Annotated in this window: 14 protein-coding genes; 5 read left to right on the top strand and 9 right to left on the bottom strand. The window is 37.5% G+C overall.

The features are described 5' to 3' along the window. Nucleotides 1-2: 2 nt before the first annotated feature. From P7V56_RS02065 to P7V56_RS02030, 8 genes are all read right to left on the bottom strand, one after another. A complete protein-coding gene (locus tag P7V56_RS02065) occupies nucleotides 3-746 on the bottom strand; it encodes a tetratricopeptide repeat protein (RefSeq protein WP_171221332.1) in 744 nt (247 codons plus the stop codon). A gap of 8 nt (nucleotides 747-754) precedes the next feature. Then, nucleotides 755-2,560 (bottom strand): BatD family protein, encoded by a 1,806-nt coding sequence (locus P7V56_RS02060; RefSeq protein WP_375339194.1) that lies wholly within the window; start codon nucleotides 2,558-2,560, stop codon nucleotides 755-757. A 35-nt stretch (nucleotides 2,561-2,595) separates the two neighbouring features. Beyond that, a complete protein-coding gene (locus tag P7V56_RS02055) occupies nucleotides 2,596-3,342 on the bottom strand; it encodes a tetratricopeptide repeat protein (protein WP_171221333.1) in 747 nt (248 codons plus the stop codon). Continuing rightward, the gene (locus P7V56_RS02050; RefSeq protein WP_171221334.1) at nucleotides 3,343-4,380 is read right to left on the bottom strand and encodes a vWA domain-containing protein; all 1,038 of its coding nucleotides are present in this window, start codon (nucleotides 4,378-4,380) and stop codon (nucleotides 3,343-3,345) included. A 70-nt stretch (nucleotides 4,381-4,450) separates the two neighbouring features. Beyond that, complete coding sequence (locus P7V56_RS02045) at nucleotides 4,451-5,449, bottom strand: vWA domain-containing protein (RefSeq protein ID WP_171221335.1); 999 nt, start codon at nucleotides 5,447-5,449, stop codon at nucleotides 4,451-4,453. Beyond that, a complete protein-coding gene (locus tag P7V56_RS02040; protein WP_171221336.1) occupies nucleotides 5,449-7,086 on the bottom strand; it encodes a hypothetical protein in 1,638 nt (545 codons plus the stop codon). The genes P7V56_RS02045 and P7V56_RS02040 overlap by 1 nt, the downstream gene beginning before the upstream one ends. Before the next feature lie 6 nt (nucleotides 7,087-7,092). After that, a complete protein-coding gene (locus P7V56_RS02035) occupies nucleotides 7,093-7,959 on the bottom strand; it encodes a DUF58 domain-containing protein (RefSeq protein ID WP_171221337.1) in 867 nt (288 codons plus the stop codon). Between the two features lie 83 nt (nucleotides 7,960-8,042). Then, the gene (locus P7V56_RS02030; RefSeq protein ID WP_171221338.1) at nucleotides 8,043-9,047 is read right to left on the bottom strand and encodes an AAA family ATPase; all 1,005 of its coding nucleotides are present in this window, start codon (nucleotides 9,045-9,047) and stop codon (nucleotides 8,043-8,045) included. Nucleotides 9,048-9,299: 252 nt separating this feature from the next. Here P7V56_RS02030 and P7V56_RS02025 point away from each other — a divergent pair, with 252 nt between their 5' ends. The 5 genes from P7V56_RS02025 to P7V56_RS02005 all read left to right on the top strand — a co-directional run bounded on the left by P7V56_RS02025 (nucleotide 9,300) and on the right by P7V56_RS02005 (nucleotide 13,277). Continuing rightward, entirely contained in the window at nucleotides 9,300-10,166 is an 867-nt protein-coding gene (locus P7V56_RS02025) for an aldo/keto reductase (RefSeq protein ID WP_171221339.1), read from the top strand. Nucleotides 10,167-10,240: 74 nt separating this feature from the next. Then, on the top strand, nucleotides 10,241-11,392 hold the full coding sequence (locus tag P7V56_RS02020) for an ATP-binding protein (protein ID WP_171221340.1): 1,152 nt from the start codon (nucleotides 10,241-10,243) through the stop codon (nucleotides 11,390-11,392). Continuing rightward, on the top strand, nucleotides 11,385-12,122 hold the full coding sequence (locus tag P7V56_RS02015) for a metallophosphoesterase family protein (RefSeq protein WP_171221341.1): 738 nt from the start codon (nucleotides 11,385-11,387) through the stop codon (nucleotides 12,120-12,122). The genes P7V56_RS02020 and P7V56_RS02015 overlap by 8 nt, the downstream gene beginning before the upstream one ends. Before the next feature lie 66 nt (nucleotides 12,123-12,188). Then, the gene (locus tag P7V56_RS02010) at nucleotides 12,189-12,683 is read left to right on the top strand and encodes a DUF6646 family protein (protein ID WP_171221342.1); all 495 of its coding nucleotides are present in this window, start codon (nucleotides 12,189-12,191) and stop codon (nucleotides 12,681-12,683) included. A gap of 18 nt (nucleotides 12,684-12,701) precedes the next feature. Continuing rightward, entirely contained in the window at nucleotides 12,702-13,277 is a 576-nt protein-coding gene (locus tag P7V56_RS02005; RefSeq protein ID WP_171221343.1) for a PhnA domain-containing protein, read from the top strand. Nucleotides 13,278-13,325: 48 nt separating this feature from the next. On the opposite strand, the gene P7V56_RS02000 is transcribed toward P7V56_RS02005, so the two are convergent. Beyond that, nucleotides 13,326-14,729: a PcfJ domain-containing protein gene (locus P7V56_RS02000; protein ID WP_171221344.1), complete on the bottom strand. Its 1,404-nt coding sequence runs from the start codon at nucleotides 14,727-14,729 to the stop codon at nucleotides 13,326-13,328. Nucleotides 14,730-15,082 lie beyond the last annotated feature (353 nt).

Below are 15,082 nucleotides of genomic sequence, written 5' to 3'. Positions count from 1 at the left end.
AACTATTTAATTTCCTTAATCGCACTATCCTCAATCCAACCCGAAGTTTCGTCGGTGAGTTCTACTTTTTTCCAGTTGGCAATGCTTTCTAAGATGTAAACTTTGGTTCCTTCGTGTAACACGGTGGCATCCGGACTGTTCACTTTGGGTTCGTTTTTTAAAGCAGTAGATTCGGCAAAAATGATGGCAGGCTTTTCATTGTCTATTCTGTTTTTTTCATAAAATCCGGATGCTGCGCTAAGCCCGATTCCGGCCAACCAAACAAACATTCCAAAAAAGAAAATGCGTTTTAAGATGGTTTTTTCCGAAAAATAATATCCTGCAAAAAAAGCTAAAAACAAAAATGCAAAAGTTACTGCTATCCATGCCCAAGTATCATAATAATATTTCGAAGTAAAATCGGAAATCAGTTTTTGGAACCCGACTTTCGGAATAACTTTGATATCATCGATGGTCATTTTTCGGGCGAAATCTAAGTTGGTTTTGATTTCTTCGTCATTCGGATTTAATAACAACGCCTTTTCATAATTGTAAATGGCCGGAGCAACTTTATGCAATTTGTAATAAGCATTGCCCAAATTAAAATAAACTTCAGCCGATTCTTTTCCGGATTCTAGTATGCTTTCAAAACTGTTTATGGCAGCTTGATAGTTTTCTTTTTGATAGTATTGATTGCCTTTTTCAAAAGTTGATTGTGACCAAATGATTTGGGTTACGAATAGCAATATAAAGAGTATTTTGTTCATGTTGCTACTTATTTTATTTGTTTTTCTAATGCTGAAATAATACTCACAGCCTTATCATAATCTTGCAGAATAGCTGTTTCCGAAGACGGTGCATATCTGGCAAATTCACAGTTTTCGGTTAAAGCTATAAAGTCAGCAATGGTTTCCGGTTGTGCATTTCTTGAGGTTAGAATTTCGGTTATTTTTTCTTTACTCATATCCGAAGTTTCTATGTTCAATTTGGCTTTTAGGAAATTGTGTAACGCTTTTTCCAAAGCTATATAAAACGGTTCTTTTTGCCCCAAATGTTTTTTGGCATCGCCCAAATATTTCTTAGCCAACGCATTTGATTTTTTGATTTTGTTACCAACCACATCCTTGTCTGATGCTTCTTTTCTTCGTTTGCCGACAATCAATAATGGGATGGCTAAAAAAGGTAAAAACACCAAAGAATAGAACAATCCTGAACCCAAGAAATCTTCTTTTTCCATTGATTTCAAAGTCGTTTTTTGCTTGTTGAAGGCAAATGCTTTGGCGACTTCTACTTTATTTTTGGCGACTTCATTGGCATTGGTTTTTTCACCCGAAGCCACACTTGGTCCATCCATCACATTAATGGTTATAGGTTGGGACGAAAGGGTTTTGTATCTTCCTGAGGCCAAATCAAAATACGTAAACTTAATTGGCTTGATTTGGTAATTGCCTTTGTATTGCGGAATGATAGTGTATTTGTCGGTTATTCTTCCTGTCATTCCGGTTAGTGGTGTGGATACATTTTCATCGTGTACCGGATCATACATTTCCAAGGCTGAAGGCAAAACGGGTTTTGGTAACGAGAATAGTTTTAAGTTTCCTTTTCCAACTACGCTTACCGTTAATTCAAGTGATTCTCCGTTTTTAAGCGTTGTTTTAGAAGGGTTGACTTTAAAATTAAACTGACCCACAGCACCCGAAAAATCTTCCGGTTTTCCGGCTTCGGGCAATGGTTTTACGTTGATGATTTTGCTTCCGGCTGAAACGCGTTTGCTGTCTTCTACCATCAAAGGTTGTCCCCAAAAATTTCTTCGGTTAGTAGGAACCTGGCAATCAATATCCAAGGAAAGCGGTTCAATTTCTAATCTGCCCGATTTTTGCGGGTAAAGTACCGTTTTTCTCAAAACTACATAGCGATAGCGTTCGCCTTTGAACATGCCGTCTTCGGCTTTGAGTTGTTTGATATCGATATTTTGCGACCAAAAATCATTGTATTTGGGTTTGTTCAATTCGCGCCAATTGGAAATCCCTATATTGTAGCTAAAGTACAATTTGTAAACCACCGTAATCGGCTCGTTGAGGTAGGGATTGACTTTAGAAATATCGGCGACCAAGTAAATATTTTCATCCGCGGTTACTGCCGGTGCTTCGTTTGGATCTTTAGGCAATTGTACCGCATTGGTCACATTGATTTTTACGGGTGAAGTTTTATATATCTGTCCGTTAATTTCTATGGAAGCTTGTTTGATGGTCAGATTCCCTTTTTGAGTGGGCAATAAAATGTAGATATACGATTTGTTGAAGGAACTTTTACCATTAACCCAAGACTGACTAACGGATTGACTCGGACCGCCAACTACTCTGAAACCTGAGGATTCAAAAGCCGGTGGTACAAAGTTATCGCCATCAGCATTCATGGTGAATTCAATGCGCAATCTTTCATTGATGCCCAAAGTATTCTTACTCACTTTGGCTTCAAACTGGACTTGAGCCATTAGTGCATTGGTAATTAACAGCAATAGTATTAGAATCCGTTTACTCACAGATGATATTTTTTTGTGTTTGTGAACCTTCGGTTTCATTTTCAAATTTTCAAATTAAATCATTTTCAAATTGATTACCAGTCTTTCTCTGTTTTTTTAGGATTGGCGTGAACTTTTTGTTTGTTGACTTTATCTTGAACCTTTTTCTCTTCGTTGTTCACCGCATCCAGTAAATTTTGTAAGCGCTGTTTTGATACGCCACCGGGTTGTGGTTGCGGTTTTCCTTGGTTTTTGTCTTTGCCGTCTTTTTTGTCTTTATCATTTTGACCTTTTTGGTCTTGGTTTTGGTCTTTGTTTTTATCGTCCTTTTTGTCCTTGTCTTTGTTTTTCTTTTCGTCTTCCTTCTGGTTTTTCTTGTCTTTGCTTTTGTCGTCGTCTTTTTTAGGCGGATTGTCTTTTAGAAATTTTTTGGCCAAAGCATAGTTGTAACGGGTTTGTTCATCAGCCGGATTGTTTCTCAAAGCATTTTCATAAGCTTGAACTGCGCCGGAATAATCTTTATTCTTCATCAAAGTGTTACCGATATTGTGATAAGCCAAGTGCTTTTCGGTTTTAGTTTTGGCATTTTTTAAAGCTTTGGCATAATGATATTTGGCTTCTTCGTTATGATTTTGACGGTAAACGGCATTGCCCAAGTTGTAAGGGGCAATAGCTTTTTTGGGGTATTTGGATGTTGATACTCGGTATTCCGCTTCGGCATCGGCATACTTTTTTTCGAGAAATGCTTCGTTTCCTTTGGGCAAATTACTGTCTTTTTCCTTCTTTTGGGCTTTCGCCAAAAAGGAAATCAGGAGTAAACTATAGAGAACTATTTTTTTCATTTATTCTTTTTCATTAAATAAATTCATCTTCTCAACCCATTTGGTTTTTTTCTCTAACAGGAAAACATCCAAAAACAAAAGGAAAAATCCAAAACCCAAAAACCATTGGAACTGCGATTTGAAATCCGACATTTGGGTACTTTCAAACTCGGTTCTTTGGATATTGTCTAAAGCATTTTTCACATAATCTAAAACAGTTTTGGTTGAATTGCCATCGACATAACCGCCACCGGTTGCTTTGGCAATTTGTTTTAAAACCTCAGGATTTCTTTTGGTGATTACTACTTCGTCATTTTGGTCTCTTTGAAAACTTTGCACGACACCATTTCGTTTCAACGGAATGGGTCCGCCTTTTTCACTTCCGACACCAATAGTAATGATTTTTAAACCTAATTTTTTAGCTTCTTCTGCAGCATCCAAAGAAGCTTCGGAATGGTCTTCACCATCGCTGATGATGATTAAAAGTTTGTTGGTTTTGTCTTTTTTGTCAATGAATGTTGTGGCCAAATTAATCGCTTGGTCAATCGAAGTTCCTTGGGCCGAAATAATACCGGGATTCATGCCTTGCAGGAACATTTTTGCCACACTGTAATCGGTTGTAATCGGTAAAACCGGGAAAGCACTGCCGGAGTAAGCTACAATTCCTATACGGTCACTACCTAAGTTGTTGATGATTTGGGAAACCAGTTGTTTGCTTTTCTCTAATCGGCTTGGCGCTACGTCTTCGGCCAACATACTTTTAGAAACGTCGATGGCGAAAACAATATCGATACCTTCTCTTTTTACGGTTTCTAATTTGGTTCCCATTTTTGGATTGACTAAACCAATAATCAAACAAGTTAAAGCCAAAAGAAACACCACCAATTTCAAAATCGGTTTGAAAACAGATTTCTCCGGACTCAATTTTTTGAGCAAATCCGTATCGCCAAATTCGCGTTGTTTTTTTCTTTTCCAATATTGTACATACAAGAAAAGCATCGCCAATACCGGAATGGCAATCAAGAAATACAAATATCCTTTTTCTTCTAACTCGTACATATTCAATTGTGAATTATGAATTTTAAATTATGAATTAAATTTTTTGACATGATATTCTTTTAATTCGTAATTATATAAAACTTCTATAAACGGTATTTCGCAATCCGAATTCTAACAAGAGCAAGATGCCGGCAATCCAAACAAAAGGTCTGAATTTTTCGTCGTAATCGTAAAATTTCAACTCTTGAATTTCGGTGGTTTCCAGTTTATTGATTTCGTTATAAATGGATTCCAATTTACTGTTGTTGTTGGCTCTGAAATACTTTCCACCGGTATTTTTAGCAATGGTTTGCAACAAGTCAACATCAATTTCTACCGGCATCATTCGGAACAAAAATCCGCCGTTGGGCGCATAAGCATAAGGCGACATCGCATCGCCATTGGTTCCGATTCCGACCGTGTATACTTTGATTCCGTATTCTTTGGCAATTTGCGAAGCGGTTTCGGGTTCAATAAATCCGGAATTATTAACACCATCCGTTAAGAGAATAATCACTTTGCTTTTGGCTTTACTGTCTTTCAAACGATTCACTGCGGTGGTCAATCCCATTCCTATTCCGGTTCCGTCTTGTAACACATTATCGTATCTAATTCCACGAATAGCATCTTGAACGATTCCTTTGTCGCTGGTGACCGGTGTTTTGGTGTAAGCTTCGGCGGCATAAACTACAATTCCGATGCGGTCATTGGGTCTGCCATCGACAAAATTAGCGGCTACTTTTTTCAAAGCTTCCATTCGGTTGGGCTTTAAATCTTTGGCCAACATACTTCCGGAAACGTCAATCGCCATGACAATATCAACGCCTTTGGTCGATTTGGTTTGGCTGCTGATGTCTACTTTTCGTGGTCGTGCCATCGCAATAATCAAAGAACTCAATGCCAATAATCGCAATACAAACAAATATGGTTTGAGTTTAGCCAATAATGATTTTTCAGCTTTAAAACCTCTGACCGAACTGATCTTTAATGTGACTGATTGTTTTCTTTTCCAAAACTGCCAAGCGATGGCTGCCGGAAGTAATAAAAACAACCAGAAAAATTCAGGATTTAAAAAACTCACTTCTTTCATTACTGTGCCGGTGTTTGTAATTCAACCGAATTTAAAACTCTTTCGGTAACTTGTTTGCCATATTTATCGCCTTCTTCATGCATAATCATGATTTGTTGGAAACCTTGACTTTGCGCGAAAATCAATACTTCGTAATACAATTTGGTTGATTTGTCATTGATTTTGTCAACAAAAGTCATTGTTCCGTAGGCTCTTCTGCCCGAAATGCCTTTTTGGGTATCAAAATCATCTGTTTTGACAATAATATTGGTGGCACCTTGTTTTTCTAAAGCTCTTAATGATTCCTCAGCCACTTTGTCTAAATCAGGAGTTGGTATTTCCTGCTTGAATTCGGTTGTACTTACCACAATATAAAAATTGTCAATCATGCTACCGTAAGTAAAGGTGTTCATCTCCTTAACCATATCCGTAGCTTTTTGGGTAAGCCCTTTAGTAACATCAATGCGTTTCAAGACTTTTGGAGTCTCAAGCTTCACTGCCGGATTTCCGTAATCGCTATAAACCCATTCGCCTTCTACCAAATCTTTAGTCGGATGACCAATCAGATTGTCTTTGACATAATCAAATCCTTTGAAATAAATTAAGCCACCAAGAGCAATCAGTATCATTCCTATTACGATTCCTATGGTCGTAATGATTCTGACGCGTTTTTGTTTTTTGAGCTTTTGCAAACGGGCCAATTCTTTTTGTTGTTCGTTCCAAAGCGCCAATTCATCATCTTCTTCAACTACTTCCGGAATCGATTTGTGAATGGTTACTATCGAATTGGAGATGCGTTTTTTATCTTCTTCAATTTCAAAATCAAGCGGTTTTACTTTGGCAAACTTGACCAAATCGGCTTGTTGCAATACTTTCTCGAGGTTTTCAACCGTTTCATTGGAAAGCTTTAGTTTCTTTTGTTTGGCGGCTTTTCGCAATCCTTCAATAAGTTCCGAAGTCGTACTTTCCATAGCCGGAATGTGAATTTCTTCTTCAATATAATTACGCGCAATATCAGTTAGTTCCGAGTAATAGTTTTTGATTTCTCCTTTTTGCCAAAGCCCTTTACTTTCTAATTGTTGTAAAAGTGTTGTGGCTTTTTCGATTGGTGTTTTGAACACAATCACTTCGACTTTTTCTTTGGTTTGAATTTTTTTGATGAATCGGTAAACCAAAAATCCGGCAATGGCAATCAGCAAAGCAATCAAAACGTAAATCCACCAAGTGCCCATCGGACTTTCTACCTTAACGATGTCTTTGATGTCGTACATTTTTTGCTTTAAGGTATCGACCTTGACATCATTCACTACCACTTTAATACTGTCTGAAAAAACCGTTTTGCCGTTGATGATAACGGGTACTTTTGGGATGGTATAGGTTCCGGAATCAAATTTTGTTAGACCGTATTTTTTGATTAACTCGTAGCGAGCGCCTTTTTTTACCGTGTCAATTTTATAGGATTGAATCACTTCCAAAGCACCAAAAAATTTACTTTCCGGGAATTTTACTTTGGACAAAGTATCGACATCGGTTTTTAAGGTAAGTTTAAACTCGGCGCCGATTTTGTTTTTATTCGTATTAACAGCAGTTGTCACCTTGGGTTGTGACCAAAGTACCATCGATAATAAGCTTAAAAACAGTGCAAACTTCCTTTTCATTTTTTCTTATCTCGATTTAAAATAGCCTAATAATTTGGTTACATAACTTTCATCCACTCGCGTATTCACGGTTCCAGAGCCACATTTGGAGAAAATATCTTTAAAATAATTTACTTTGTCTTGGTATTGTTTTTCGTAGCTCAAACGTGCTTTTTTTGAACCGGTATTGACTACCAAAACTTCTCCGGTTTCAGCATCTTCCATTTCCACCATACCAATATTCGGCATTTTTTCTTCGCGAATGTCGTAAACTCTGACGCCCGTGATATCGTGTTTCTTTCCAGCAATTTTAAGTGTTTTTTCGTAATCGTCTTCGACCATAAAATCTGAAATCACAAAAACAATTGCTTTTTTCTTCTGTGTGCTTGATAAAAACTTCAAAGCTTGCGACAAATCGGTTCGTTTGCTTTTTGGTTGGAATTCAATCAGCTCACGAATGATACGCAATACGTGTGATTTTCCTTTTTTGGGCGGAATGTACAATTCGATTTGGTCTGAGAATAAAATCAAACCTATTTTATCGTTGTTTTGCGTCGCAGAAAACGCCATGGTGGCTGCAATTTCGGTTACGATTTCACTTTTCAGTTGGTTTTTGGTTCCAAAACTTTCCGAACCCGAAATGTCTACCATCAACATCATGGTCAATTCGCGTTCTTCCTCAAAAACTTTGACATACGGTTCGTTGTAACGCGCGGTCACATTCCAATCGATGGCACGAATATCATCGCCAAATTGGTACTGACGCACTTCCGAAAACGTCATACCGCGCCCTTTGAATGACGTGTGGTATTCGCCCGAGAAGATATGATCACTCAATCTTCGGGTTTTGATTTCGATTTTACGAACTTTTTTGAGAAGGTCTTTGGTTTCCATTTTTTAACGTTCAGCTATTAGCGTTCAGCCATTAGCGTTCAGTATGGTGCTGACTGCTAAAAGCTAATTGCTAAAAGCTAATTTTAAGGCACTTCAATTTCGTTCACAATTTTGTTGATGATGTCAACGGAAGTAATGTTTTCAGCTTCGGCTTCATAAGTAACCCCTATTCTGTGGCGCAATACATCGTGTACAACCGCGCGAACATCTTCCGGAATTACGTAACCGCGACGCTTGATGAAAGCGTAACATTTGGCAGCAGTCGCCAAGTTGATGCTTCCACGAGGCGAAGCACCGAACCCTATAAGTGGTTTTAGACTTTCCAGTTTGTATTTTTCAGGAGTTCGGGTAGCAAAGATGATATCTAAAATGTATTTTTCGATTTTCTCGTCCATGTACACTTCACGGACCGCTTCTTGGGCACGTAAAATTTGTTCCACCGAAACCACTTGGTTTACTTTTTCATAAGCCCCTTTTAGGTTTTGACGAATGACCATTCGTTCTTCTTCAATTTTTGGGTAATCGATAACGGTTTTTAGCATAAAACGATCGACTTGTGCTTCCGGTAACGGATAAGTTCCTTCCTGTTCGATTGGATTTTGGGTAGCTAAAACTAAAAACGGCTTGTCTAATTTGAAAGTCGTATCGCCAATCGTTACTTGTTTTTCCTGCATCGCTTCTAAAAGAGCCGATTGTACCTTGGCCGGCGCACGGTTAATCTCATCGGCTAACACGAAGTTGGCAAAAATCGGTCCTTTTTTTATAGAAAAATCATTGGCTTTAATATTGTAAATCATGGTTCCAATGACGTCGGCCGGTAATAAATCGGGTGTAAACTGAATACGGCTGAAACTACCGTGAACCGCTTGTGACAAGGTATTGATGGCTAAGGTTTTGGCCAAACCCGGTACACCTTCCAAAAGAATATGCCCTTGTCCTAAAAGACCAATTAACAATCGCTCTACCATGTGCTTTTGACCTACAATGACTTTATTGATTTCCATTGTCAACAATTCGATAAAAGCACTTTCATGTTCTATTTTTGCATTAATTGCTCTGATATCTAAAGCAGTACCATTTTCTTCCATAGTGATTGGTTTATTCTAGTGTGTGTTCGTTATAATTTTAACATTTCAAAAGTGAAAATTTATTAGGTTAGGCGATGTTAATAATGCGTTAAAACTTTAGAAAACATCCCAATTTTAAGGATGATTTATGATTTTCTTTTTATAATTTTAAGACCTAATCTGTTTTCTTGATTTTCGGCGGCAAAATAAGAAAATTTTCCAAAGGACAAAAAGCCAAAAATAGTTTCAATACATCACTTAAAAAAGATAAAAATGCAGACCAAACTTTCACCCATAATTGCCGGAACCATGAATTGGGGTATTTGGGATAAAAAACTCAATACTTCAGAGATGGAACATTTGATACAGCTTTGTATCGAAAACCAAATCACCACTTTTGACCATGCCGATATTTATGGTGACTACACTACAGAGGCTGATTTCGGCAAGGCTTTCGCCCAAAGTAAAATAGACAGAAAAAATTTTCAGTTGATTTCAAAATGCGGCATCCAACATTTGAATGGAAGAAACAACAAAATCAAACACTACGACTATTCCAAAGATTATATCATTTGGTCGGTTGAAAATTCATTGAAAAATCTCCAAACCGATTATTTGGATGTGTTGTTGTTGCATCGTCCTAGTCCGTTAATGGTTGCTGATGAAATTGCGGAAGCCATTGAAAAGCTCAAAAAAGAAGGCAAGATTATCGATTTTGGACTGTCCAATTTCACGGCTTGGCAAACTGAATTGATTCGACAAAAAACGGAAATCAGTTATAATCAAATCCAATTTTCAGCCACACATTACGAAGCGATGTTAGACGGCAGTTTTGATTATATGCAATTGCATAATATTCGTCCGATGAGTTGGAATCCATTGGGAACGGTTTTCCGTGAAGATATTGAACAAACCAGACGCTTGAAAAAACTATTGGCCGAATTGGTAAAGAAATACCATTTTGGTTCGGATACGATTTTATTAGCGTGGATTTTAAAACATCCGGCGAAAGTTATTCCCGTTGCCGGAACAGTCAATGTTGCCCGAATTCAAGCCTTAATGAAAGCCACGGAGTTGCCATTGGAACAAGAAGATTGGTTTGCCATTTGGACCGAAAGTATGGGGAATAAAGTACCTTAAAAATACGAAGTTTGAAGTACGAAGTTTGAAGTAGTTTTACTTTGTACTTCGTACTTTGTAAATCGTACTTAACTATGATCAACAAACGTCTTCTTATCAAAAACCTATTAGCTCACAACGATGAGTGTAGTTTTTATGACAAAAAGCGACAGTTAAATTTGCACACCAAAGAAGGGAAAGCCAAGTTTTTAAAACACATTTGTGCTTTGTCTAATTCCAATCCTTCTAACAATTCATATATCGTGGTTGGAGTTGAAGATCAGGACAATGAAATTCTGGGCGATGATTTTTTTGACGACAGTCGGATTCAGAATTTGGTCAATGCTTATTTGGAAAATCCGCCTAAGATTCAATACGAAAACGTTCCTTTTCCCAATTTACCCAAAGACAAAGTAGTTGGTTTGGTTACGATAAAACCCAAGCATAAAACTTCTTTTTTTAGGAAAAACATTCATACCATTTTGGCCAATACCGTTTTTATTAGAGTCGGAAGTAATTCGATGCCTACCGAAGATAAGGTTCCGTATTCCAAACAAAATATTGAAACAGTTATACGAATAGAAAATAATTCGAGAAACAGTATTGCTCACACTTTAGATGGCGTGATGGATTTTATGAATGTGCGACACGGCGATATGCCTTCTAAATACAGAGTTTTCAAGGAATTGTTTGTGATTTGTTGGGCCGGTATTCCGAAAAAAATCAGAGACACCACTTATCTTTCAAGAGTTGATATTGAACTCATTAATGAACAAATAAAGCTGTTTTATTCGGCATTGGATGTGGTTTCCATTCAGTATGACGACCACAGTTTTACGATTATTGAACACGTACCGCTTGGATTAAACGATAAAACTAGTTTTTATCCTTTGGAACAATTGACGATTCATTTTTTTGACAATGGCTACTACAAAATGGAAACCAAAATGCTCTTTGAACCGCCGGCATACAACAAAAAAATGTTACATCACATTTATAATTCTAATTTAGCATTGATTAATAAATTGCAAAAAAGCATTACTTTGTCGGAGCGAGAAGAAAAAGATTTAGAGTTTTTGTCTTCTACTTTGATGATTTGTTATTTGAATGGTTTTGAGGAAGCCAAACAAAAACTAATCGATGCCAAGCCTTTTTTAAAAGGACAGAAGAAAGCCAATGTTTATCTAAGTTTCAAAGAAGCGATGCGCATTTTAAGAAAAATGAAATACAACCAAGCAAATGGGTAGAATATTAGTAATAGGCGATATTCACGGGGGTTTGAGAGCGCTGCATCAAATTATGGAAAGAGCCAAAGTAACCCAAGAAGACACTTTAATTTTTCTGGGCGATTATGTAGATGGTTGGAGCGAATCACCACAAGTAATTGACTATTTGATGGATTTGCAACAAAAACAAAATTGCTTTTTCATCAAAGGTAATCATGACGAATTGTTGTTGGATTGGTTGGAAGGAAACACTAAGAATTTCGATGAAAAAATGTGGTTCAAACACGGTGGCGAAGCTACAATTTTGGCTTATGAAAAAGTAAGCGAAGCTACCAAAAAACAGCATATCGGTTTTTTGAAATCATTGCTGAATTATTACCACGACGACCAAAATCGCTTGTTTATCCATGCCGGATTTACCAATATGAATGGGATCAATTATGAATATTTCCCCAAATTATTTTATTGGGACAGAACGCTTTGGGAAACTGCTTTGTCGTTGGATGAAACCATTGCAAAAGACAGTTGGCTGTATCCTAGACGGCTGACTTTATATGAAGAGGTTTACATTGGTCACACACCGGTCACGCGAATCGGAGAAACCATTCCGGTGCAAAAAGCTTGTGTTTGGAATGTGGATACCGGTGCAGCATTTAAAGGTCCGTTGACGATTATGGATGTGAATACAAAAGAATTTTGGCAAAGCGAACCTTTAAACGAATTGTATTTTAACGAAAAAGGCAGGAATTGATTTCAAATTAATTCTACAAAATAGTACTTTCTAATGGTTTATATTTGCACTTTAATTTAATTTATTATGAGAAAAATAATCACAATAATAGCTTTGGCTATGGTAAGTTTGGTCAATGCTCAAGCTTTTAAAGGTAAAGGAGATGTTAAAGGTCAAGTAGGCATGACCATTCAAGATGGTGGAACCGGAATTGGTGTTTCGGCAGATTTTGGAATGGGCGAAAATATGTCTTTCGGAATTGTGGCCGGTTATATGCTCAATGCTAATGAAATAGCAGGTTTTAAGCCTCGTTTTGAAGACAGAGCCGATTTGAAAGTGCGTTTCAATGCCAATATTGGTAACGTTTTAAAATTAGATCCGAAAATGGATGTTTATCCGGGATTGAATTTAGGTTTGCGAAATTTTGGTGGGCATCTTGGTGCGAGATACTTTTTTACCAATGGATTCGGGATGTTTGCCGAAGCCAATGTGCCTTTAGCCAGATATGATACCGATGTAAACGGATTTGAAAACTACAACAACCAATTTGTGTTTACTATTGGTGCCTCGTTCAACCTATAATAATTTAAGCCCAACCTAATGAGTATTGTTACAGAAAAAAGATTAAAAGACAGAAGCGGTTCGAAATGTGAAATCAGCGGAAGTGAAGAGAATTTAGTAGTGTATTTGGTAGCACCCAAAACCGAGGATGTTCCTGAAAACTGTATTTTAATCACCAAAAATTTAAAAGACCAAATTGATAATCCTGATACTACCAATCCTAACGATTGGCGCGGTCTGAGTGACAGCATGTGGAATGAAAATTTGCCGGTGCAAATTGTTTCTTGGCGCATGTTAGCCCGATTAAAAAACCACGATTTGCTGGATATGATGTATTTAGATGAAGAGGCATTAGAATGGGCGAAAGCCACAGGTGAAGGGGAAGACGAAGAAGGAAAAATTGTGCATAAAGACAGCAATGGCAATCTATTATTTGATGGCGATTCTGTGGTGTTAATTAAAGATTTGGATGTAAAAGGCGCCAATTTTACCGCAAAACGAGGCGCAGCGGTTCACAATATTAAAGTAGTTTGGGACAACGCCGAACAAATAGAAGGCAGAGTCGAAGGACAACACATAGTGATTTTGACGCAGTATGTGAAGAAAACGAAGTAAATTATTTTTTTAAAATCAAAAAGAGTCCCGAAAATTGGGACTCTTTTTTTATCTATTCAAAGCACTACAGGCTTTGAAGACCAAGAAAACTACAAAAAGAACAAATTTCCAGTTGATTTCTCCATGGTTTGTTCTTTGCGCCCTATAGTTATTTTGTGGCGCATTGTATTGAACAGCTCGTGCCTCAGCTGGGAAATGAACTTCATGCTCTTCGGCATAGAAATCTCCGCACTCATCAAAACCTAAAGTCAATTTTTCTATAGTAGCCCATGCTGTTACTATCTCATGGGCTTCTTTTGAGATGGCTTCATTGTATTTGGCTTTTGCCTGAACAATGGTTTTTATAGCCAATTCGACTTCAAGCGTAGCCAAAGTTTCTACCACTTCGGCAACTTTTTTTCTCAAGGAGAAGATAGCCGCTCTACCTTCGATACATTCATATTCATATTCAGCAACACAGTGGCTCATTTCGTAACCTTCTTCATATAAAGCTTCAGAATTCACCAATTCGATGATGTAGTACTCAATGTTTTTTTCATTTTCAACGGTACTTTTTCTAAAACCTTTTATAGGGCTGGTTGTCCATTCTGCTCTGTTCAAGGCATGCATTCTTTTATAATATTCCGCATGCCAATCGTCAGATTGTTTTACCAAAGCTTCCCAGGTTCTGCCTTTCATAACATAGGTTTTGTCGGCTTCAAATTGTACTTTGATATAAGACAAAACTTCTTGTACTTTAGCATAAGGCAATTCCTCGAACTTAGCAAAAAAGGCGATTACAGTGATCCAAAAATCTTCATTTTCGAAATGTTCGGACAAAGTACTCCAAGCCAAGGTCTCAGCCATCAAATCAGTAGCGCCGTAACCTTTGGTTTGTGCCCATCTTATGGCTCGTTCCACAGTATAACTGGCTGGTGCTTTTTTAAACTCATGAGCCATTTTTTTGGTAAACTTTACCGGGAAACCACTCAAACTCAAAACACTTTCACCTCGACCCAATTGAACATACCACAACATTTGTATTTTATGGTCACCATAGAAAACACTTTCCAAAAACTCAGGCACTTCATATCGCGCAAAGCAATGCTTGATTAAAGCACTGATTTGGTTTTCGGCCACAAAAGACTCTTTTTCCCAAGTGTCGATTTCGCGTACCAGTTTGTTGCCAAAAGCGGCGATGTTAGCCAAAGTAGTAATGTAAACTTCATCTCTCAACAAGGCATAACAACCTTGAGCTTCAAGATGCAACAACATATCGCGAAAAGCGGCTCTTTTCCAGGTGTGTTGCACTTGACTCATTGAGGCAAAACAAGTACCTATCACAGAGGCCAAAGTCCCTTGATTACCGATAGTGTTTGTCTTTTCTGCATACAATCGCTCCACCAACTGCGTAAAAGCAGATTTTGGCTTGGTAGCGGAGTTGTTGATCATTGTTGTTACCGTTGTTTTCATTTCATTGGTTTAACTGAGCTTGTTTCAGTTTGTTGTTTAGTTATTCATTGATTATTTTTTGAGTTTTTTATAAATAAAAAGCCCGATTCTGAATCCAGAATCGGGCATGATAATGCTATACAATACTGCTGTTAAAGCAGTACTTCCGTTTCTGAAAATTTAATTGGTTTAAGAATCATTTGTAATGTTCTTGCGTTAATTGTTTTTATATTTTCCATGATGACATAAAAAAACCCGAACTTTCAGTTTCGGGTTACTATTTATATTGAAATTAGTTTTATCGCTAATTACACTTTATCCAACCCAAAACCCCGACATGGAAAATTACTTCCATCTCCTAGCTGTATGTATGT

Source organism: Flavobacterium sp. IMCC34852, assembly GCF_030643905.1.
Taxonomy (GTDB): Bacteria; Bacteroidota; Bacteroidia; order Flavobacteriales; family Flavobacteriaceae; genus Flavobacterium; species Flavobacterium rivulicola.
Note: the sequence above shows the minus strand (reverse complement) of the source record. Positions and strands in the feature narration are given on the sequence as shown.